The organism is Bradyrhizobium sp. CCGUVB1N3 (assembly GCF_024199925.1).
In the GTDB taxonomy this organism is placed as follows: domain Bacteria; phylum Pseudomonadota; class Alphaproteobacteria; order Rhizobiales; family Xanthobacteraceae; genus Bradyrhizobium.
In genome coordinates, this window is sequence record NZ_JANADR010000001.1 from 2,341,966 (window position 1) to 2,363,823 (window position 21,858).

The 21,858-nt window shown below is 65.2% G+C and carries 17 protein-coding genes; 3 read left to right on the plus strand and 14 right to left on the minus strand.

Features of this window, described 5'->3' with window-relative positions:
* Positions 1-6: 6 nt before the first annotated feature.
* From NLM33_RS11170 to NLM33_RS11180, 3 genes are all read right to left on the minus strand, one after another.
* Complete coding sequence (locus NLM33_RS11170; protein WP_254096100.1) at positions 7-1,029, minus strand: ABC transporter permease; 1,023 nt, start codon at positions 1,027-1,029, stop codon at positions 7-9.
* A gap of 12 nt (positions 1,030-1,041) precedes the next feature.
* A complete protein-coding gene (locus tag NLM33_RS11175) occupies positions 1,042-2,544 on the minus strand; it encodes a sugar ABC transporter ATP-binding protein (protein WP_254096101.1) in 1,503 nt (500 codons plus the stop codon).
* Between the two features lie 170 nt (positions 2,545-2,714).
* The gene (locus NLM33_RS11180) at positions 2,715-3,668 is read right to left on the minus strand and encodes a sugar-binding protein (protein WP_254096102.1); all 954 of its coding nucleotides are present in this window, start codon (positions 3,666-3,668) and stop codon (positions 2,715-2,717) included.
* A gap of 689 nt (positions 3,669-4,357) precedes the next feature.
* Between NLM33_RS11180 and NLM33_RS11185 the strand changes: the two genes are divergently transcribed.
* The 3 genes from NLM33_RS11185 to NLM33_RS11195 all read left to right on the plus strand — a co-directional run bounded on the left by NLM33_RS11185 (position 4,358) and on the right by NLM33_RS11195 (position 9,623).
* Complete coding sequence (locus NLM33_RS11185; protein ID WP_254096103.1) at positions 4,358-5,401, plus strand: ABC transporter substrate-binding protein; 1,044 nt, start codon at positions 4,358-4,360, stop codon at positions 5,399-5,401.
* Entirely contained in the window at positions 5,398-8,145 is a 2,748-nt protein-coding gene (locus NLM33_RS11190; RefSeq protein WP_254096104.1) for a hybrid sensor histidine kinase/response regulator, read from the plus strand. Before NLM33_RS11185 ends, NLM33_RS11190 begins: the two co-directional genes overlap by 4 nt.
* A 176-nt stretch (positions 8,146-8,321) precedes the next feature.
* On the plus strand, positions 8,322-9,623 hold the full coding sequence (locus NLM33_RS11195; RefSeq protein WP_254096105.1) for a sorbosone dehydrogenase family protein: 1,302 nt from the start codon (positions 8,322-8,324) through the stop codon (positions 9,621-9,623).
* A gap of 134 nt (positions 9,624-9,757) precedes the next feature.
* On the opposite strand, the gene NLM33_RS11200 is transcribed toward NLM33_RS11195, so the two are convergent.
* The 11 genes from NLM33_RS11200 to NLM33_RS11250 all read right to left on the minus strand — a co-directional run bounded on the left by NLM33_RS11200 (position 9,758) and on the right by NLM33_RS11250 (position 21,807).
* Entirely contained in the window at positions 9,758-10,576 is an 819-nt protein-coding gene (locus NLM33_RS11200; protein ID WP_254096106.1) for an aspartate dehydrogenase, read from the minus strand.
* 132 nt (positions 10,577-10,708) lie between these two features.
* Complete coding sequence (locus NLM33_RS11205) at positions 10,709-11,113, minus strand: hypothetical protein (protein WP_254096107.1); 405 nt, start codon at positions 11,111-11,113, stop codon at positions 10,709-10,711.
* Positions 11,114-11,189: 76 nt separating this feature from the next.
* On the minus strand, positions 11,190-12,848 hold the full coding sequence (locus tag NLM33_RS11210) for a methyl-accepting chemotaxis protein (protein ID WP_254096108.1): 1,659 nt from the start codon (positions 12,846-12,848) through the stop codon (positions 11,190-11,192).
* Positions 12,849-12,876: 28 nt separating this feature from the next.
* A complete protein-coding gene (locus NLM33_RS11215) occupies positions 12,877-13,197 on the minus strand; it encodes a plastocyanin/azurin family copper-binding protein (protein WP_254096109.1) in 321 nt (106 codons plus the stop codon).
* A gap of 24 nt (positions 13,198-13,221) precedes the next feature.
* Positions 13,222-14,307, minus strand: coding sequence for a cytochrome-c peroxidase (locus NLM33_RS11220; protein ID WP_254096110.1), 1,086 nt, complete (start codon positions 14,305-14,307; stop codon positions 13,222-13,224).
* Positions 14,308-14,687: 380 nt separating this feature from the next.
* A complete protein-coding gene (locus NLM33_RS11225; RefSeq protein WP_254096111.1) occupies positions 14,688-16,181 on the minus strand; it encodes an ABC transporter substrate-binding protein in 1,494 nt (497 codons plus the stop codon).
* A 57-nt stretch (positions 16,182-16,238) separates the two neighbouring features.
* Positions 16,239-17,252 carry an ABC transporter ATP-binding protein gene (locus NLM33_RS11230; protein WP_254096112.1) on the minus strand — a complete coding sequence of 338 codons (1,014 nt, stop codon included), beginning with the start codon at positions 17,250-17,252 and terminating at the stop codon, positions 16,239-16,241.
* Complete coding sequence (locus tag NLM33_RS11235; protein WP_254096113.1) at positions 17,249-18,262, minus strand: ABC transporter ATP-binding protein; 1,014 nt, start codon at positions 18,260-18,262, stop codon at positions 17,249-17,251. Before NLM33_RS11235 ends, NLM33_RS11230 begins: the two co-directional genes overlap by 4 nt.
* 2 nt (positions 18,263-18,264) lie before the next feature.
* Positions 18,265-19,161, minus strand: a complete 897-nt coding sequence (locus NLM33_RS11240) for an ABC transporter permease (protein WP_371929931.1) — start codon at positions 19,159-19,161, stop codon at positions 18,265-18,267.
* Positions 19,158-20,108, minus strand: coding sequence for an ABC transporter permease (locus tag NLM33_RS11245; protein ID WP_254096114.1), 951 nt, complete (start codon positions 20,106-20,108; stop codon positions 19,158-19,160). Before NLM33_RS11245 ends, NLM33_RS11240 begins: the two co-directional genes overlap by 4 nt.
* Before the next feature lie 277 nt (positions 20,109-20,385).
* Positions 20,386-21,807, minus strand: coding sequence for an amidase (locus NLM33_RS11250; RefSeq protein WP_254105743.1), 1,422 nt, complete (start codon positions 21,805-21,807; stop codon positions 20,386-20,388).
* Positions 21,808-21,858 lie beyond the last annotated feature (51 nt).

Consider the following 21,858-nt stretch of genomic DNA (forward strand, 5'->3'; position numbering starts at 1 on the left):
CGGACCTTACTCCGCGTTCGCGCGCTCCAGCGGCGCTGCTGCGACGCTCGTCTGCGGCCGCGCCTTCGCCGTCGTCGCGCGGCGGCGCTGCATGAGATACTGGTCGCCGAGCACGCCGATCAGGATCACCGTGCCCATGACGGCGAAATTCAGCGAGCTCGGAATGCCCAGGAGATTGACCAGATTCTGCAGCACCTGGAGCAGCACGGTGCCGAGCACCACGCCGATGATCGAGCCCTCGCCGCCGCGCAGGGAGCAGCCGCCGAGCACGGCGGCGGCAATGGCGTACAGCTCGTAGAAGGAGCCGTGCACCGCCGGCGAGATCGATCGGGTGTACATCGCGATCAGGATCGCGGCGAAGGCGGTCAGTCCGCCGCAGATAATGTAGGCGGAAATGACGACGCGATCGGAACGGATGCCGGAATAGCGCGCCGCCTCCTCGTTCTTGCCGACGGCGTAGAGATAGCGGCCGAACACGGAACGGTGCAGCAGCACCCAGGCAATGGCGGCGACGATGAAGAGTGCGACCACGCTGTGCGGCAAGGGAAAGCCGAGCACATTGGTGCGCCCCGCAGTGAGCCATTCCAGCGTCGGAAAGCTCGCGCCGAAGCCGAAACCGGCGGTGGCGTCCTCGGTGTAATAGCGCGCGGCGCCGCGATAGATCAGAAGCCCGCACAGCGTCACCACGAAAGGCTGGATGTGCATCCTGGTGACGAGCGTGCCGTGCACCAGGCCGATCGCGAGCCCGCCGGCGATGACCGCGGCAAAGGCGAGCATCCAGTTGACGTCATGATTGACGATGAGATCGATGAAGAGCACGCCGAGCAGCGCGATGACCGAGCCGACCGAGAGCTCGATGCCGCCGATGATGATGACGAAGGCTTCCGCGATCGAGAAGATGCCGAACATCCCGACCTGGTTGGCGGTGTTGGAGAGATTGCCGACCAGCAGGAAGCGCGGGTTGATGAAGGTGACGACCGCGCCGACCACGAGGATCAGGACCAGGAGGCTCAGATCTTTCTTGTTCAAGGTCCCCTCGCCTCAAATTGTGTGGCCGACGGCCAGTTGCAGCACATTGTGCTCGCTGAACTGGCTGCGATCAAGAAAACCCGAGATCGCCCCCTCATGCATCACCGCGATGCGGTCGCTCACCCCGATCACCTCCTCCATGTCGCTGGAGATCATCAGGACCGCGACGCCCGCGTCGGTCAGGCGGCGCAGCATGTCGTAGATCTCCTGCTTGGCGCCGACGTCGATGCCGCGCGTCGGCTCGTCGAAGATCAAGACTTTCGGCCGCATCGACAACCATTTGGCGAGCACGACCTTCTGCTGGTTGCCGCCGGACAGTGAGCCGACGGTGGTTTCGACGTCAGGCGCGCGGATCTTGAGGCGCTCGCGCTGGCGGCGGGCGTTCTCGGTCTCGCGCGCAGTGTTCACGAGCCAGAGGCGCAAGTAGGACGACAGGTCCGGAAGGGAGATGTTCTCGGCGATCGAGACGTCGAGCAGGAGGCCGGAACTCTTGCGGTCCTCCGGGACGAGATAAATACCATGCTCGATCGCGGCGCGCGGGCTGGTAATCCGGATCGGTGCGCCGTCCAGCCTGATCGCGCCGCCGCGCAAAGGGTCGACGCCGAAAATGACCCGCGCGAGTTCCGTGCGCCCCGAGCCGACGAGGCCCGCGAGCCCCAATATCTCGCCGCGGCGCACCGACAGGCTGACGGCACGCTCCGGATAGGTGTCGGTGATGGCTTCGACGATGTCGAGCACGGCCTCGCCCGGAGGAGCTGCCGGCGGAACGTAGAGCGATTTGAGGTCGCGTCCGATCATCAGACGGATCATCGCCGCCGGCGACAGCTCCGCGCGGGTCAGCGCGCCGACCATGCGCCCGTCGCGCAGCACCACCGCACGATCGGCGCATTGCATCACCTCGTTGAGGCGGTGCGTGATGAAGATGATGCTGACGCCGTCGGCCTTGAGGCCCGCGATGACCCGCATCAAGCGGTCCGTCTCGGTCAAGGTCAGGCTCGAGGTCGGCTCGTCCATGATGACGAGGCGTGCATCGAGCGAGAGCGCCTTCATGATCTCGACGAGCTGGCGCTGGGCGAGCGACAACTCGGCGAGCGGCGCGTCGGGTTCGAAATCGGCGCCGAGCCGTTCCAGCAAGGGCCGCACCTTGGCATAGAGCGCCTTGCGGTCGATCAGCCTGAGCGGCCCGCCATGCACCGGCTCACGCCCGATGAAGACGTTGCCGGCGACGTCGAGATTGTCGAAGAGGTTGAGCTCCTGGTGAACGAAGGCGATGCCGGCCTGGATCGCCTCCGCCACGGTGAACGAGCCCCGCTCGACGCCATCCACCCGGATGAGGCCGCCGCTCGGCTCGACGACGCCGCCGAGCACGCGCATCAGGGTCGACTTGCCGGCGCCGTTCTCGCCGATCAGCGCGATCACCTCGCCCGGCGCGACCTTGAGGCCGACGTGGTCGAGGGCGACCACGCCGGGATAGGTCTTGCTGATGTCGACCAGTTCGAGGAACGGCTGAGGCATTGGCGGTAGCCCTGCTGCGTCACAAGACCCTCATGGTGAGGAGCGCGGAACGCGCGTCTCGAACCATGAAGGCCCCTGATCTCGCCCGAAGCCATCCTTCGAGACGCCCGCTTTGAGCGGGCTCCTCAGGATGAGGTCGAGCGTTTGTGACGCGGCAGAACTAGAGACTCCTACTTCTTGAGCATCGCTTTCATCGAGGCCATGAAGTCGTCGACATTCGACTTGTCGATGACCTTGCCGGGAACGATGATGATACCGTTGGCCGGGATACCCGACTTGTCGCCGCCGATATAACTGGCCATCAGCTTCATGCCCTGATAGCCCCACTCGAACGGCTGCTGGACGACGGTACCGGCGATGCTGCCTTCCTTGACGCCGCCGAGCGTGATCGGATCCTCGTCGAAGCCGATGATCTGGATCTTGCCGAGCTTGCCGGCCTCCTTGAGCACCTCATAGATGCGCGGCGTGTTGTAGGAGTAGAAGCCGACGAGGCAGCTCACGTCGGGCATGGCGGCAAGGATATCCTCGACATTGCGCTTGGCTCGGGTCTGGTCGATCTCATCGCCGCGGACATCGACGAGTTCGACTTTCGAACCCTTGATCGTCTCCTTGACGCCCTCGATGCGCTCGCGGGCGTTGTCGGCTCCGGGAAGGCCGACGAAACCGACGCACTTGCCGCCGTTCGGCAGCGCCTTCAACATCATCTTGCCGGCATCCTTGCCGAGATCCGTGTTCGACGAGCCGATATAGGCGACGCGCTTCGAAGCCGGCGCGTCGCTGTCGGTGGTGAACAACACGCTTTGCGAGGCGACCTTGTTCAATTGCTCGGTCTGGTTCTTCGGATCGACGGCGCTGACCATGATGCCGGCGGCACCTGCCGCGACGAGGTCGTCCATCACCCGCTGCTGCACGGCGGCCGCGGCCTGTTCCGGATATTTGAACTGAAGCTCGTAATTGGGCAGCTCGCCCTGCGCCTTCTTCACGCCGGCTTCGGCGATCTTCCAGAAGTCGGACGCGCCGTTGACGACGAAGGCCAGAACCTTCTTGTCCGCCGCGTTGGCCGAGCCGAGACCCAGCGCAACCGCGAACGCAACGGATACACCTGCAACCAAGAGACGCTGCATTCATCCCTCCCTTTTAAGCGGTTGACCGTCGATCGCGGCCAACTCTTCATGTCATTTACGCAAGCCGCCCCGCTTCTCCCCCAAGCAACGAAGCCCGGCTCCGGGATCAGCGGAGATCGCGGCGCCGTCGGCTTCAGCCTGCAAGGAAGAAAAATGAGGCACGCACCTCAAACGTACCAGAATCCCGCCGGGCGTGCAACCGAGGGGCGCTTTGATCGGGGCAGGCAAGTCGGCCCCGTGCCTCCTAGCCCCGTCGCCCGGATGGAGCGCAGCGACACTCGGGGCGATCGGCGGCGACATGCAGGACATCGCTTGGTTCATCGGCGCCCCCGATTTCGACTTTGCATGGGGTTGATTTCGAGAAATGAGACATCACGTGCGGCCGCCGGCCCACTCGCGCCACCCAAATATTTCACATTGACAAAATTCGGAATTTTAGTATATTGAGACAATCGACCTCCTCACCATGAGGGGCCCAGGATTTCGCTGCGAAGAAACTCATCCTGTGAGCAGCCTACCGAAAGGCGCACGTCTCGAAGGATGACCTCAGAGAGACTCTGGCAAGCCCTGAACTCTCACGCCCGATAGCTGCGAACGAACATTCACAGGCACGATCCCTCACCATTTGTGATCGCAGCGCTTTCGCGCTATTCACACTGGCTGGAACAGGCCATCGTGCAACCCATTTCATGATCGGGCAGTCCGCGCGTCCCCTCGCCCCGGTGGCGGTCGACCGCCGAAATTTCATTCGCCTCGCCGGTGCATCGGCCGCGGGATGGCTTGCGCTCGGCGCATCGCCGGATCGGGTCCGCGTCGTCGCCTCCCTGATCGGATTACCGCTCGGTGACCCCCTGACGAACCGGAGTGCACCGGAGAGCGTGGCCTCGCGACTGAGCGCGCTGATCCAGGGCATGACCGAGCGCGGATGGGTGGAAGGCGTCAATGTCCGCTACGTGACCCGTTCGAGCTTCGGCGGCCCGGCGCAGCAGGAAACGGCGATCCGGGAAATCCTCGCACTCAACCCGGACGTGATCCTGACCTCGTCGACGATCGAGACCGCAGCTCTGACGGCGGCCACCAAGACGATCCCGATCGTGTTTGCCACCGCCAACGATCCCGTCGGCAACGGCTTCGTCGAGAGTCTCGCGCGCCCCGGCGGCAACGTCACCGGCTTCACCAACAGCACCGCCGAAATGGGCGGCAAATGGCTTCAGCTGCTGCGGGAAGCAGCACCAGGCATCGCGCGCGTCGGCGTGCTTTTCAATCCGGCGACCGCGCCGGGCGCCGGGCGCTTCTTTCTCGACTCGATCGAAGCCGAAGCCGCGTCCATGGGCGTGACCGTCACGCCGGTGCCGGTCAACGACGCAACCGGAATCGACCAGGCCATCCGCGGCTATGCCGGTGCGCCCGAGGGCGGGCTAATTGCGCTCGTCGACCCGTTTCTCGTCATCAACCGGCGCGCCATCGCCGCCGCCGCCGCGCAGCACCGCGTGCCGGTGATCTATCCCTTTCACTATTTCATCGACGTCGGCGGGCTGATGAGCTACGGCGCCTCCCTCGAGGTGCGCTCGGCGGACTATGTCGACCTCATCCTGCGCGGGACCAGGGCGGGCGACCTTCCGGTACAGTCGCCGCGCAAATACGAGCTTCTGATCAACCGCAAGGCCGCCGACGCTCTGGGGCTGAAGCTGCCGGCCACGTTGCTCGCGCGCGCCGACGAGATCCGCGAGTGAACGAGCCGGCCAACCACGACACCTCGCGCGCGCCTCCGAGCCGGCTGTTCCGCAAATATCTCTATTCGTTCGTCGCGCTCGCCTTCGCGGCGCTCGCCGTCAACACCGCGCTCGAGGTCTGGTTCTCCTACCGCGAGCAGAAGCAGCTCCTCGCGGCAACCCAGCGCGAGCAGGCCGCATCGGCGTCGATCCAGATCGGCCAGTTCATCGGCCAGATCGAGAGCCAGCTCAGATGGCTCTCGCGCCTGCCGCCGGATCTGTCGGCACAGGAGGACGAGCGGCTGAACGCCATCCGCCTCTTGCGCCTCTCGCCCGCCATCGCCGAGATCGCAACGCTCGATGCCCGCGGACGCGAGCAGATCCGCGTGTCACGCCGCTTCGCCGACAAGGTCGGCAGCCAGACCGATCTTGCGGCCTCGCCGGCCTTTCTCGGCGCCAGGGCGAGCGGCATCTATTACGGACCGGTCTACTTCTTCGGCGATACCGAGCCGTTCATGACGCTTGCCGTTCTCGGCGGCGGAAACGATCCGCAAGTCACGGTCGCCGAGGTCAATCTGCGCTTCATCTGGGACCTCGTCGCCAGGATCAAGGTCGGCATCACCGGCAAGGCCTATGTCGTCGATCGCAAGGGACAGCTGATCGCACATCCGGACTTGTGGCCGGCGCTGCGCCACACCGATCTTTCCGGTCGTCCCGACGTCCAGGAGGCGCTTGCCGGCACCCCGCCCGCCGCGGGAGGACTCGTCAAGGATGACCTGTCGCAGCAGCGCGTGTTGTCGACTTACGCAACGGTCCCTCCGCTCGGCTGGCTCGTCTTCGTCGAGCTGCCGATCAGCGAAGCCTATGCGCCGATTTACGCCTCCATCGGGCGCTCGACGTTCTTGCTGGTCGCCATGCTCGCATTCGCGGTTCTGGCGGCGTTCCTGCTGAGCCGGCGCATGACCGTCCCCATCCAGGTCCTGACGCAGGGTGCAAAGCGGATCGGCAGCGGCGATCTCTCCCTACGGCTCGCCATCAAGACCAACGATGAGCTGGAGGCGCTCGGCGACCAGTTCAACGTGATGGCCGCGCATCTGCGCGACTCCTACGCGACGCTGGAGCGCAAGGTTGCCGAACGCACGGCCGAGCTCGAAAAGGCCCGCGATCATGCGCTCGCCGAGCACGATGCCGCCGAGCGCGCGCGCAGCGCCGCCGTACAAGCCAACGAGACCAAGTCGCGCTTCCTGGCCATCGTCAGCCATGAGTTGCGCACGCCGCTCAACGGCGTCATGGGCGTGTTGCAGCTGCTCGACGACGGACGCCTGAACGAGGCGCAGCGGCGTCATCTCACGACCGCGGCCGCATCCGGTGAAACCCTGATCGCATTGGTCGACGCGATCCTGGAATATGCGCGGCTGGAAGCGAGCACGGAAGCACTGGAGACGCGCGATTTCCGCCTCGACCAGCTCATCCAGACGGCCGCCGACCTGATGCGTCCGCAGGCGGTGGCGAAGGGGCTGGCGTTCGATCTCTCGTGCGATGCGAGCCTCCATGCGAATGTGCATGGCGACCCGGTGCGGCTCAATCGCGTGCTGCTCAATCTCATCGGCAACGCCGTCAAGTTCACATCGAAGGGCGGCATCACGCTCAAGGCCGCGCTCACGCCGCAGCACGATGCCCAGCTGCTCCACATTGCCGTCGCCGATACCGGCATCGGCATCGCGTCCGACATGCACGAGCGGATCTTCGAGGATTTCGTGCAGGCCGACGACAGCATCGCGCGACGCTTCGGTGGCACCGGACTGGGACTTGCGATCGCCCGCCGCCTGACGCGGCTGATGGGCGGGGACGTGACGGTGGAGAGCACGCCGGGCTCCGGCAGCGAGTTCCACCTCGCAATCCCGCTCGGATTTGCCGGGACGGAGGCCTCCCAAGGTGTTCCACGCGCGCCGTCGCGCGCGTTGCGCGTGCTGCTGGTCGACGACGATCCCGTCAATTGCGAGATCGGCGAAGCCATGCTCGGCAGGCTCGGGCACGATGCCGTGATTGCCACGGACGGCGCGTCGGCGGTCGAGCAAGCCCGCCGCGCGGCGTTCGACGTCATCCTGATGGACTTGCACATGCCCGACATGGACGGCGTGGAGGCCGCGGCGCGCATCGGGCGGCTTCGGCTGCAGCAGACACCGCGCATCATTGCGGTGACCGCGGACATGTCGCGAAATGCGCGCGAGCGCCTCGCCGGTGCCGGGATCAGCAAGATCGTCGGCAAGCCGATCCTGATCAAGAACCTGCGCGACGCACTTGAAGACGATCCGCAGGAAGGATCGGAGACAGCCCGGCTGGCCACAGGCACGCTGATCGACGAGCGCTTCCTGAGCGATCAGAAGCAGCTGCTGGGCGCGCGGCAGATCGCAAGGCTCTGCGAGCTGCTCGAAGAGACGAGTGAGACGCTCGTTGCAGACATCATAAGGGCCGCAGCCGCAGACGATCGCGTGCAGCTTGCGAAATGCGCACACCGGCTCGGCAGCGCCGCCAGCGCGCTCGGCCTCGTCCGCCTGTTCGAAGCCTGCAACACGATCGAGCTTGCGGCCGCATCGATGTCGATTGAGGAGTGCCGGGCCGCAGCCCGTGAGCTGGACACGCTCCGGCAGGCATCCTTGCATGCGCTGGCTGGCCAGATCCGCTCCGAAGCAACGCACGCGCCTGCGCCGGAGCCCTGGCGGCCGAAAAAGAGGCCCGCCAACCAGGGCGGGCAGGATTTTTAAGGGAGGAAGCGCCCTGACAAGGGAGCGCTATGCAATCTCGGCGATTCGATTGCACACGGTAAGATCGTATAACTACTGTCATCTGCGTCTGCCTTGCTGCTAGCGAGGCCGGCCGCAGGACCATCACGACAGCCACGCAGGCCGGATCGGTTCCGCGGGCCCAACAGGGGATTTTCATGAGTTTTTCCAGCGTGTTCGCGCGCATCGTCGCGATGATCGGCGGAGCTGCGCTAATCTGGCGGCGGATGTCGGAGACCCAGCCGAAGCCGGCCTGGGGCGGTGCGCCGCAGATTCCGGAAGCCAAGCCGCAAGGCGCCATCCCGACGCTGAAGATGCCGACCGCGCGGGGCTGGCGCGATGGCGAGAAGCCGGTCGCCGCGCCGGGACTGAAGGTCAACGCATTCGCGAGCGGGCTCGACCATCCGCGCTGGATCAACACGATGCCCAATGGCGACGTGCTGATCGCCGAGGCAACGCAGATCGCTGGCCCGCCCAGGAGCGTGTTTCACTATGCGATGCAGGCGACGATGCGGCGCGCAGCAGCGCTCGGCGTCAGCGCCAACCGCATCACCCGGCTGCGCGATGCGGACGGCGACGGCGTCGCCGAGCAGCGCGGAACGTTCATGGAAGGATTGAGCCAGCCGTTCGGCATGGCGCTCATCGGCGACACCTTCTATGTCGGCAACACCGACGGCGTGGTCGCGTTTCCCTATGTCGCGGGCGCGGAAAGCATCAAGGCTTCGGGACGCGAACTCGTTGCTTTCAAGCCGTCCGGACACTGGACGCGCAGCCTGCTGCCGAGCGCGGACGGCAAGAAACTCTACGCCGGTGTCGGCTCGCTCAGCAACATCGCCGAGACGGGCATGGAGGTCGAGGAAGGCCGCGCCGCCGTGTATGAGCTCGATCTCGTGAACGGCACGAGCCGCATCTTCGCGGGAGGTTTACGCAATCCCGTCGGCCTTGCCTTCGAGCCGAACACCGGCGCGCTCTGGACCGTCGTCAACGAGCGTGATGGCCTCGGTGACGAGACCCCGCCCGACTACCTGACCTCGGTGCGCGATGGCGGCTTCTACGGCTGGCCTTACTGCTATTGGGGCCAGACGGTCGACGACCGCGTGCCGCAGGATGCGGCAATGGTCGCAAAAGCGCTCACGCCGGACTATGCGCTCGGCGGACACACGGCTTCGCTGGGCCTGTGCTGGATGCCGGCCGGCACACTGCCCGGCTTCCCCGACGGCATGGTGATCGGCCAGCACGGCTCCTGGAACCGCTCGACGCTGAGCGGCTACAAGGTGGTGTTCGTGCCGTTCGAGAACGGCAAACCCTCTGGTCCCGCACGAGACATCCTGTCGGGATTCCTCGCACCCGACGAGAAGGAATCCTATGGCCGGCCGGTCGGCGTCGCGCTCGGGCCTGACGGCTCGCTGCTGGTGGCCGACGACGTCGGCAACGTCATCTGGCGCGTGACGGGCGCCTGAGTGCGGGCGTCTCTCCCCTCATCCTGAGGAGCCCGCTCAACAGCGGGCGTCTCGAAGGATGCAGGCCACCAGCGGGGCCTCATGGTTCGAGACGCGCGTTCCGCGCTCCTCACCATGAGGATTACGCAGCCCGGTTAAGTCCCCACGCTGAGCGTGGCGCGCTGCTTGCGCAACAGGGCGATCACGGACAATGCCGTGATCATGCCGGTCTTCGGGTTCTCCGAGGGGATGTTCTCGATTCCCATCGAGAAGCGCGCGGAATCCGCCTCCACCTCGATGCGATGGACGTTGCGCGTCACCGTCGGATCGGCCCAGATCTCGACCATGGTACGATCGGGGCCAATGCCCGCCAGCGACAGCGCGACCGCGACGTTGAGATTGGCCGGAAAGCCCTTGGCCGCCTCGCGCGCCGTGCCCGCGAACAGCCTGAGCGGCTCGCGCAAATTGTCGATGTCGATGCCGTTCTGCACGATGAAGGGCGCGCCCTTCAAGCCGTCGATCGGCTTGCGCGTGACCATCTTGACCGAATGGATGGTGCCGACGGCCGCCGCGTTGACCGCGTCGAGCCCGATCAGCGCACCGGTCGGCACGATGATGCGGCCGCGATTAGCCTTGGCGAGATCGATGAGGTCGGAATTGTCCAAGAGCGCACCGACGCTGACAACCACAGCGGCCTTCCCTCGCCTTACCACCGGCTCGACGATGGTGCGCAACAGATGGCTCGGCGCGCACTCGACGACAATGTCGGCCGCCTCGGCGAGCTGATCGATCGGCATGATGGCCGGCGGCCGGCGCAGGACGCTCAGAAATGCGCGATGCTTGTTTGGCTCGCGTGCGGCGATCGCCGACAGGACGAGCCCCTCGATGCCGCGATCGAGCTCGGCGGCGATCTTCGTGCCGATCGAGCCCAATCCCGCGATCGCAACCCGCAGGTCCTTCCGATGATCGGCCATGCGCAACTCCCCTTCGCAAGGCCTTTCATAGCGCAGGCATCGCCTGCGCGCAAAACTGCAGCGCCAGGCCGGTCGTTCAGCCTGACGCGCAAAAGTGGAGAGCAATGGGCCGCCGAGCGAGGCGGCCTTCTCTCACTGCTCGAAGGTGCGCACGCCGTGAATGCCGGCATCGGTGCGGATCATTCGCCCCTTCTTGCCGTCGGACGAGACGAAGATATCCCAATGCGCGGTGCCGCCGGGCTGGCCGTCCATGATCATCGCGCCAGTGCAATCGGCGTTGATGGTGTACGTGCCTTGAAGCGTCTCGCGCTCCGGGCTCTTCGTCTGGCGGATCGAGGTCTGCTGGCCCGAGAACCTGCCGCTGCCGTCGAAATTGAAGACGCCGTAGTGCACGTTGGTGCCCCGTCCGTCAAAGACATAGGCGCCCTGCAGCCTATCCACCGCGCATCCCGCAGCGGCATAGGTTGGAGAGATCGAAGCGCACGCCAGGATCAGGCCGCCGACCGCAGCACCTGCCAACATTCGTTTGAACTGCATGTTTCCCCGCTGTTCCCGTAAAGAGAAGGCGAGGACACGCTTAAATTGAGGCACAAAAAGGGAGGCGCCGGAGCCTTCACGCCGCCACGTTCGCCAGGAAGCGGTCTACCGACGAGCGCAACTGCATTGCCTGGTTGGAGAGATCGTGCGCGGTGGCAAGTACCATGTCGGCCGATCGGTTGGCGTTGTCGGTCGCCTCCGCCGTTCCGGCGATGCTGCGTGCAACAATGGCGGTGCCGTTGGCAGCCTGGCCGATGTTTCTGGAGATCTCGCCGGCAGCGGCATTCTGCTGGCTGACGGCGGCCGCGATGCGGCCGGTAAAGCTGTCGATGTCGCCGATGATCAGAGCGATGGCGCCAACATTGTCGACAGCATGGCGCGTTGCGGACTGCACCTCGGTGATTTGCGAAGAAATATCCTCGGTCGCCTTCGCAGTCTGGGTCGCAAGCGCCTTCACTTCGGAGGCGACGACCGCAAAGCCCCTACCCGCTTCGCCGGCGCGCGCAGCTTCGATCGTGGCGTTGAGCGCGAGCAGATTGGTCTGCCCGGCGATGGTGCGGATGAAGCCGACCACCTCGTCGATCTGCTGCGCGGCGACGGCCAGCCGGCCGATGGTCTGGTTGGCGGCTTCCGCCATGCCGGAGGCGCGCTGCACGATCGTGGTCGCATCGGCAAGCTGGGACGTGATCGCCTGCACGGATTCGCCGAGCTGGCTGGCTGCGCTCGCGACCGTCTGGACGTTGCTCGAGGTTTCCTTGGCGGTCGAGGCCGCCTCGCTCGACTGCGTGCCCGCAGTGCGCGCGGTGGAAGCGAGGTTTTGCGCTGTGTCTGTCAGTTCGCCGGTCATGCGATCGGTATTGCTTAGCACCGTGCTGAAGGCAGAGCGGAAGGCATCGATCTCGGCTTCCAGGCGCTGCCGGCGGTTGCTCTGCTCGGCGCTGCTCTGGTCCTTGGCGGCAATCAGCGCGAGATCATCGTCGGCACGAGCCCTCAGGCTCGCCTGCATGACAGCGAGCGATTTCAGGAGACGGCCGAGCTCGTCGCCGCGACGCACAGAGATCTCATCGGTGAAATTGCCAGCCGCGACGCGTTCGGCGACCCGGACCGCGGCCGAGATCGGCCGGCTCATCGAATAGGAGAAGGCGAGCGCGATGATCAGCCCGATCACAACCGTGCCGACCGCGACCGACAGCATCGTGGTGCGCGCCTGCTCCACCGCCCCTTCCGCCGCAGTGCGATACTCGTAGCCATAAGCCGCGACTAGCTCGACAAGATCGTCGATCGAGGCCATCAGACGATCGCCCTGCTCGACGAGCAGGAAGCTCGTCGGAATCTCGGTCACCCCGCCGGGCGACGGTTTGAGGATCTTAAGCGCGGCACCCGACCAGTCCTTGAGCTGGCTCTCCGCCTTCTCGCGCGCCGCTGCAACGGACGGCGAAGGCGCGCGCTCGCGCACGACGTTGAGATCCTCGAAGCTGCTGCGCACCAATCTTTCGAATTTCGTGACCATGTCGCCGGAGGCGCCGGCAACCAGGCTGCGCTGGAGCACGAGGTGCGCCTCGTGCAGCGCCGCATGGGCGGAGCGCGCATGGTTGATCCCCATCAGCGGCCCGTCGTAGAGCTTGACCACCATGTCGCCGGAAGTGCCGATGGCGCGGATGCCGTAGAAAGCGATCGCACAGGCGAGCAGGACCACGACGCTGAAGGCACCGAAAATCTTGTAGCGTATCGACATCATCAATCTCCGGCGCCCGGCGGGCCCGTTAGTTCGTCACCTTGACCATCATCTTCATGCGCGGATGGATCGCGCAGATCACCTGCACGTCTCCGGCTTCCTTGAAGGAGACATCGGTCGAGGTGCCCGGCGCCTGCGAGCCGAGATTGAACTCGTTGCCCTTGCTGGCCGACATGATGTTGTGCGGCACCGTATCGTCATTCAGGAACGTAACCGCCTCGCCCTTCTTGACCGAGATGCTTTCGGACGAGAAGACGCGGCCCTGCTGGTGGATCACTTCGGTCGCAGCGTAGGCGCCGACCGAAAGACCACAGATGATGACGCCGGTGAACAGAGCGATTGTGCGCATGGGAATGTCCCATGAAGATTGTTGCTAGCGTGGAAGGACCGGCACTGCCGTCGGGCTGAGTTCGCTGGTCAATGTCTTGAGGAAGGCGACGAGATCGGCCTTTTCCTGCGCCGTCAGCTCGAGCGGCCGCATCAGGTCCGAGCGGCTGGGGCGGTCGACGCCGGCATGGTCGTAGTGGTCGATCACCTGCTCGAGGGTTGCGAGCGAGCCGTCATGCATGTAGGGGCTGCGGCGGCCGATCTCGCGCAGGCCCGGCGTCTTGAAGGCGTGCTGCATCTTGATGACACCGGGCAGATATTCGCCGCGACCGACGTCCTTGCTCGGCAGGCCGATGTCCTGAAAACCTTCGTTGGTGAAATTCCAGCCCTCGTGGCAGGCGGCGCATTGCGCCTTGCCGTTGAACACGGCGAAGCCGCGCTTGGCGTCTTCCGGGATCGCCTTCTCGTTGCCGTCGATCCAGGCATCGAACGGCGCGCGCTCCGAGACGACGGTGCGCTCATAGGTAGCGATCGCCTGCGCCAGTGTCTTCGCCTTCATGCCTTCGCCGGGAAAGGCCGCGTCGAACAGCGGCTTGTATTCGGAAATGCTCGAAAGGCGCGCCAACAGATCGTCGAGCTTCATGTTCATCTCGCCGGGCGATTGTATCGGGCCGAGCGCCTGCTCCTCGAGGGTCGGAAGACGCCCGTCCCACATGAAGATCGCACTCCAGGCGGCGTTGACGATGGTCGGCGAATGGCGGCCGAGCTTCGCCATGCCGTGACCGACACCGACGGCGAGCCCGTCGCCCCAGCCGAAGCCGGGACTGTGGCAACTCGCGCAGGACTGCGCTGAGCTCACCGACAGGCGCGTGTCGAAATAGAGTTTCTTGCCGAGCGCGGCCTTCTCGGGCGTATACGGATCATCCTTGGGAAATGGAATCGTCGTCGGCCGGCGGTACTGCGCCTTCAGTGCATCGAGTCCGCCCGTCGCCTTCTGCGTGATCTCGACCTTCCGGCTTTCGCCGACGACGGCCGCGCCAAAACCGATCGTGCTGAAGCCGAGAACGCAGAGACCAGCCGAGGCGATCGTCGCAAGAAAGGCGGTCGAGCGATAGGAGCCGCGCACCGGCATACAATGTCCCCAAAAAACGGCGTCATTCGCGACACCGAAAAAGCTTCGACGCAATGAAACGCCAGAACGGTATCGTTACAGTTAGAGTCAAATCGTTAAATAAAATTTCCATGATCATACAATCGTACGATCGATTTTCGGCGATTCAGCAAGCATAGGGAGCGGGGAAAACAGGCAGCAACCAGAGCTACGCAAGTCCCCGCAAATTTACGGAGAGGCGTCGGGTGTTTTCCGGCGAGGAGATCGCGTGCAGCCCCGCGGGTCTTTCACAACGGGAGGTATGGCGGCTCAACGCGGCTGAATGCGCGGTGCAAGGGCAAATGGCCGGGACTAGCCCGGCCATTGAGAGGTGAAGCGAGATTTCGTTCAGCGTCGAAGGGCTATTCCCACGACCAGGCCGAGAAATCGTTCTCGAACTGCGGGACTTCCTTCCAGACACCCTTCAGCTTCTTGCTAACGATAGTCGGCCATTGCGGCTGGAACAGGAAGCCGGCGACGGCGTCGGTTGCCAGCATGCGCTGCGCATCGCCGAGCAGCTTGGAGCGGCCGGCCTCGTCCGGCGTCGACATGATTTGCTTGTAGAGCGTGTTGAACGCATCGTTATTGTAGCCGAGGTAGTAGTCGGGCTCGGTCAGCTTCACGAGATCGAACGGCTCGACATGGGAGACGATCGTGAGGTCATAGTTGTGTGGCCCGTTCGGCGCGAACACCTGCGACAGCCACTGCGCCCATTCGACGTTTTCGATCTTGGCGGTGATGCCGACCTTGGCGAGCTGGGCCGCGAGGATCTCGCCGCCCTGCCGCGCGTAAGGCGGCGGCGGCAGCTTCAGGCTGATTTCGAGCGGCGTGGTGACGCCGGCTTCCGCCAGCAGCTTCTTCGCCTTCTCGGGGTCGTAAGGATTAGTGCCAGTAGTGTCGACATAGCCGAGCGAACCCGGCGTGTAGAAGCTGCCGATCGGCGTGCCGAAACCTTCGACCGCGCCGTCGATCATCGCCTTGCGATCGATCGCGGCGAGGATGGCGCGGCGCACCCGCACGTCGTCGAGCGGTTTCTTCTTCTCGTTGATGGCGACGATGGTCTTGGCCTTGGAGCCGCCGACCAGCACGGTGAAGCGCGGATCGCCCTTGAACTGAGCGACGCCGCGAGTCGTGACGCGCGGAAACGCGTCTACGTCACCGGACAGCAGGGCTGCAATCTGCGCAGCGGGATCGCCGATGAAGCGGATCGTCACCTTGGAGAGCTTGATCGCGGAGGCACTGCGATAGTCGGCCCATTTGTTGAGCGTGATCGAGGAGCCCTTGACCCAGGCGCCGAGCTGATACGGCCCGGTGCCGACCGGCTGCGTCACGTTGGACGCCGCGCTCTTCGGCTCGACGATCGAGGCGCTCGCCTGCCCGAGCAGGAACGGCAGGTTCGGCTCGGAATATTTCAACGCGACCACGACCGTGTCGGCGTCCGGCGCGTCAACCTTCTCGAAGCTCTGGAACAGGCTCTTGTCCTTGTTGGTGCTGTTCGCGACCGCATTGCGCTCGAACGAGAACTTCACCGCCGCGGAATCGAACGGCTCGCCGTTGTGAAATTTGACGCCCTTGCGCAGCTTGAACGTATAGGTCTTCAGATCGGGTGACGCCGTCCAGCTCTCCGCGAGCAACGGCGACACCGAGCCGTCCTCGTTGATCTTGGTCAGCGTCTCATAGATGTTGTAGAGCGTGACTTCGGCAATCGCCGCCGCTGCCGCGTTGGTGGGATCAAGCCCCGGCGGCTCCAGCGTCATGCCCATGACGACGCTGTCCTTCTTGCCCTGCGCCAGAGCCGGCAGCGACGCCGCGGCAAAGGCGGCAGTCAGTGCGACGATGGTGAATTTCTTGAACATGTCTTTCTTCTCCCCGGCCATCCACCCGACCAGTCTACGCCAATCCGCAGCCTGATGCTAACCCGCCTCGCCGGCCACGGCTGGCAGCGCCATGACCTCCTCGGCCTTGTGGCAGGCCGCAAGATGCGTCTCTCCGATCCTGCGTAGCGCAGGGGCGGCCTCCCGGCAATGCTGGTCGGCCAGCGGACAGCGCGAAGTATAGGGGCATCCGGTCGCAGCTGATGATTGCGAGGCGATCGCCTGCGCGCCGCGGCGGCGGCGCACACGCCCGGCGCGAGCGCGCGGCACGGCCTCTAGCAGCGCGCGCGTATACGGATGGGCGCAATGTTCGAACAGGTCTTCCGGCCGGCCCTGCTCGACGATCCGGCCGAGATACATCACCGCGACTTCGTCGCAAAGATAGTCCACGACCGCCAGATCATGGCTGATCAGGATGTAGCTCAGGCCGAACTGCTCCTGGAGGTCCTGCATCAGGTTCAGGACCTGCGCCTGCACGGAGACGTCGAGCGCCGAGACCGGCTCGTCGGCGACGATCAGCTTTGGCTGGGTGATCAGCGCACGCGCGATCGCGATGCGCTGGCGCTGGCCGCCGGAGAATTCGTGCGGATATTTGTCCATGTCCGCATCTCGCAGGCCAACCTGCTTGAGCACCGCAGAAACCCGCGCGCGCAGCGTCGCACGATCGGTCCGCTCCAGCGCAGTGAGCGGCTCGGCGACGATCCGCGCGATCGTCTGGCGCGGATCGAGCGATCCATACGGATCCTGGAACACCATCTGAAAATCGCGCCGCGCGCGGCGGAGCTCATCTGGTGGCAATTGATTGAGGTCGCGGCCGAGCAGCTCTACCCGCCCCGATGTCGGCCGCTCCAGCGCCATCACCACACGGGCAAAGGTCGACTTGCCCGAGCCGGATTCGCCGACCACGCCGAGACTTTTCCCCGCCTCGATCCGTACGCTCACGCCGTTGAGCGCCAGCACCTGGCCCGGCGGCCGGAACAGGCCTTCGCGCGGCAGCGTGTAGCGCTGCACGAGGTCGTTCACGTGGAGAAGCGGTTGCGAAATGGCGGTCATGCCGACACCGCCCCGATGCGATCAGCCATCGACACATCCGTCCTGATGCAGCGCACGCCATGGCCGGGTCCGACGTCCACCACCGGCGGCGGCGCGGCGCGGCAACCGTCGATCACGAGCGGACAACGATCGGCAAACGTGCAGCCGGACGGCAGATCAGCGAGCTCCGGCACCGTGCCGGTGATGGTCTTCAGCCGCGTCCCCTTCCGCGCGCCGAGCTGCGGCCGGGCGCGGAACAGGCCTTGCGTATAGGGATGGCCCATGCGCCTGAACACCTCGTCGGTCGGTCCGCTCTCGACCACGGTGCCGCCATACATCACCATCATCCGCTCGACGTTCTCGGCGATGACGCCGAGATCGTGCGAAATCAAGATCATCGACATGCCGCGCTCTTCGACCAGATCCGCGATGAGGTCGAGGATCTGGCCCTGGATGGTGACGTCGAGCGCCGTGGTCGGCTCGTCCGCGATCAGCAGGTCGGGCTCACAGGCCAGCGCCATGGCGATGGTGACGCGCTGGCGCTGGCCGCCGGAGAATTGGTGCGGGTAGGCATCGACGCGCTTGGCCGCGTCCGGGAGCCCGACGCGGTCGAGCAAGGCGATCGCCTCGGTGCGCGCCTGCGCCGTAGAATAATTCTTGTGCCGCCGCAGCGGCTCGGCGACCTGATCCCCGATCGTGTGCATCGGATTGAGCGCGGTCATCGGCTCCTGGAAGATCATGCTGATGCGGTTGCCGCGCAGCTTGCAGTAATCCGCATCGGAAAGTTTCATGAGCTCGCGACCGTCCAGGCGGACGCTGCCGCCGAGGACGGCGCTATCGGGCAACAGGCCCATCAGCGCGAGCGCAGTGACCGATTTGCCGCAGCCGGATTCACCGACCAGACCCAGCGTCTCGCCGCGCTTGAGGGAAAAGCTGATGCCGCGGACGGCCTGCGCCGGGCCGCGGCTGGTGTTGAGACGGACGCCGAGATTGTCGACGTCGATCAGCGGCGCGTTAGCGGGACCACTCATCATCACCGCTCCCGCGCCAGTCTCGGGTCGAGCAGATCGCGCAATCCGTCGCCGAGGAGGTTGAGGCCGAGGACGGCGATCGCGATCGCCGCGCCCGGATAGACCGCAAGCATCGGCGATTGGAACAGCAGCGTCTGCGCGTCGTTCAGCATGCGGCCCCAAGACGGCTGCGGCGGCTGCGTACCGAGCCCGAGATAGGACAGCGCAGCTTCGGCCAGGATCGCGAGCGCGAACTGGATCGTCGCCTGCACGATCAGGATCGACAGGATGTTCGGCAGCACGTGCTCGATGGTGATGCGAAAGCTGCCCTTCCCCGACGCGCGTGCCGCCAGCACGAACTCGCGCGCCCAGATCGCGTTGGCCGAACCGCGGGTGACGCGAACGAAGATCGGGATCTGGAAGATGCCGATCGCGGTGATCGAGGTCAGCATGCCGGGGCCGACCACCGCGGCGAGCATGATCGCCGACAGCACGGCGGGAAACGCAAAGGTGAAATCGCTCATGCGCATGATGAGCTCTTCCGTCCAGCCTTTTCGCGCGGCCGCGATCAGGCCGAGGGAAACACCGAAGGTCAATCCGACGCCGACCGCGATGATGCCGACCAGGATGGTCGAGCGCGCACCGACGAGCAGCAACGAGACGATGTCACGGCCGAAGGAGTCGGTGCCGAGCCAGTGTGAGAACGACGGCGGCTTGAGCTTCGAGGCGATATCAATCTCGTAGGGCGACCACGGCGTCCACACCAGCGACAGCAGCGCCGAGCCGATCACCAGAAAAACCAGCCCGCCGCCCAGTACGAAGCTGCGATGACGCAGCGCGCGGCGCCAGAAGCCGGTCGCGGGCCGCGACGGTGCTGATGTCGTCGGGAGTCCGACGGCGGCAGTCAGCGGATCACTCACAGGTCGTGAACCTTGATACGGGGATCGATGAAGGCATAGAGCACGTCGACCACGAAGTTGACGATGACGACCATGGCCGCGAGCAGCATCACGCAGTTGCGCACCACGATCAGGTCGCGATTGGCGATCGACTGGAAGATCAGCCGGCCGAGGCCGGGCAGGTAAAAGACGTTCTCGATGACGATGGTGCCGGCGAGCAGATTGGCGAATTGCAGGCCCATCACGGTCATCACGGGGATCATCGCGTTGCGCAGCACGTGGCTCCAGAGCACCTCGCGCTTGCCGAGCCCCTTGGCGCGCGCGGTGCGGACGAAATCCTCGCGCAAGACTTCGAGCACCGCCGAGCGCGTGACGCGAGCGAGGATCGCGGCCTGCACCACAGCGAGCGAGATCGCCGGCAGCAGCAGCGATTTGACGCCGGGCCAGATGCCGTCGTCCCAGCCGGCAAAGCCGCCTGCCGAGAGCCATCGCAGCTTCACCGAGAACAGCAGGATCAGGAGAATGGCGAACCAGAAGTTCGGCAGCGCGATGCCGACCTGGGTCAGCGACATCACGCCGACATCGCCGAGCCTGTTGTGATTGGCCGCGGTGTAGATGCCGGCGGAAAGCGCGAGCGTCACCGTGATCAGCATGGACATGATCGCAAGCGGAATGGTCAGCACCAAACGCTCCGCGATCAGGCCGGCGACGGGCGTGCCGTAGACGTAGCTGTTGCCGAGGTCGCCCACCGCCATGCCCTTGATCCATTGCAGGTAGCGCACCGTGAGCGGCTGATCGAGGCCGAGCTTGATGGTCAGTGCCCGCACCGCATCGGGCGAAGCATCGGCGCCCATCAGCATCTGCGCGGCGTTGCCGGGAAGCGCGTCCAGCACCAGGAAAATGATCAGGGACGCGCCGACCAGCGTCGCCAGCAAGGTCACAAGCCGCCGTAGGACAAATACGCTCATGCGCTCACGAGCTCCGACGTCGTCCTGGCGAAAGCAAGGACCCATAACCCCAGGGAGCGGTTTGGCGAAGACTGGTCGTTCGGTACTGGCACCGCCCGTCACTGATCAAGTCCGCGGTATGGGTCCTGGCTTTCGCCAGGACGACACCGAGAGGGTTGCGGGCGCCGTGCCGCATTAGGACAAATACGCTCATGCGCGGTCGGTTTCAGGGCTCATCCTTGGCACGATCAACATGTCCCGGCGCCGGACGCAAGTGCCTTGGTGCATGTGTCCCACCTCAGCCGGGCCGGCGGGACAAAACATCATGCGAGGCCTCGAACAGCGCGCTGACACGCAACAATTCGGCATCGCCACGGAAGCGGCCGACGAGTTGGAGGCCGATCGGCAGCCCGTCCCGGCCGAACCCGCAAGGCAGGCTGATCGCAGGGTGGCCGGTCATGTTGAACAGCATGGTCCAGGGGAACCAGTGCGGCCGGACGCTGTCGAAACTCCTGCCGTCGATCTCGATGGTACCGAACAGGTCCTGGTCGATCGGCAATGCCGTCCGGGTCAGGGTCGGCATCGCCAGCAAATGGCCGCGCGTGAGCAGCGATTGCACGCGGCGGAATAACGCCGTGCGCGCGAACATCGCCTCCTGGTAGTCGACGCCACTCACCTTCGTGGCGAGCGCGAGCTGCTTGAGGAAAGCTTCGCTCAGCTCATCCTTGTGGTCGGCCGCGAGCTTGGAGAAGCGCGTCCGCCAGACGGTGTGGTTGATCGCGCGCCAGATCGGCTCGATGTCGAACCCCTCGCCGGAGAATTCTTCGAGCTCCGCGCCGAGACCCGCGAGCCGGTCGAGGCTTGCCTTGAAGGCGCTGGCGACATCGGCCGAGACCGGGCGTCCGGGCGGCGACAGGCAGTACATGATCTTCTGTCCGCGCAGATCGCCGCGTGGTGCGGGAGTGTCCATGAAATCGGGCACGGGGATGCCGATCGACCATGGATCGCAGGGATCCTCACCCGCCATGGCCTGCATCATCAAAGCGGTGTCGGCGACGGTGCGCGTGGTCGGCGTGACATAGGTCTGGTTGCCGAAGGCATCCTGCACCTGGCTGTGCGGGATCACGCCGTTGCTCTGCTTCAGGCCGACGACACCGTTGCAGGCTGCGGGTATCCGGGTCGAGCCGCCGCCATCGGTTGCGATTGCCAGCGGTGCGATGCCGCTCGCAACCGCCACCGCGGCGCCGCCGCTGGAGCCTCCGGAGGAGCGCTCGGCACTCCAGGCGTTGCGGGTGCGGCCGAACAACGGCGAGTCGGTCAGGCATTTCGAGCCGAATTCCGGCGTCGTGGTCTTGCCGATCAGGATCGCGCCATGGGCGCGCAGCCGTGCCACCGCCACGGCGTCCTCCTCCGGCACATTGTCCTTATAGGGAACGGCGCCGAAGGTGGTCTTCACACCCTTGGTGTTGACGATGTCCTTGATGGTAACGGGAATGCCGTGAAGCAGGCCGAGCGGCTCACCCGCCATCACCTTGCGCTCCGCCTCCCGCGCCTGGACCAGCGCTTCGTCGGCGCACAGCGTGATGAAACAGTTCAGCTTCGGCTGCAATGCTTCGGCGCGGGCGAGCACCGCGCGCGTGATCTCGACTGGCGAGGCCTGCTTGCGGACAATGAGGTCGCGGAGATCAACCGCGGACAGCAGGCAGAGGTCGCCGTTCATCGTCAAACCATGCTCCGGAAAGCCGGCCGCCGTTGGCCAATGGCATTGACA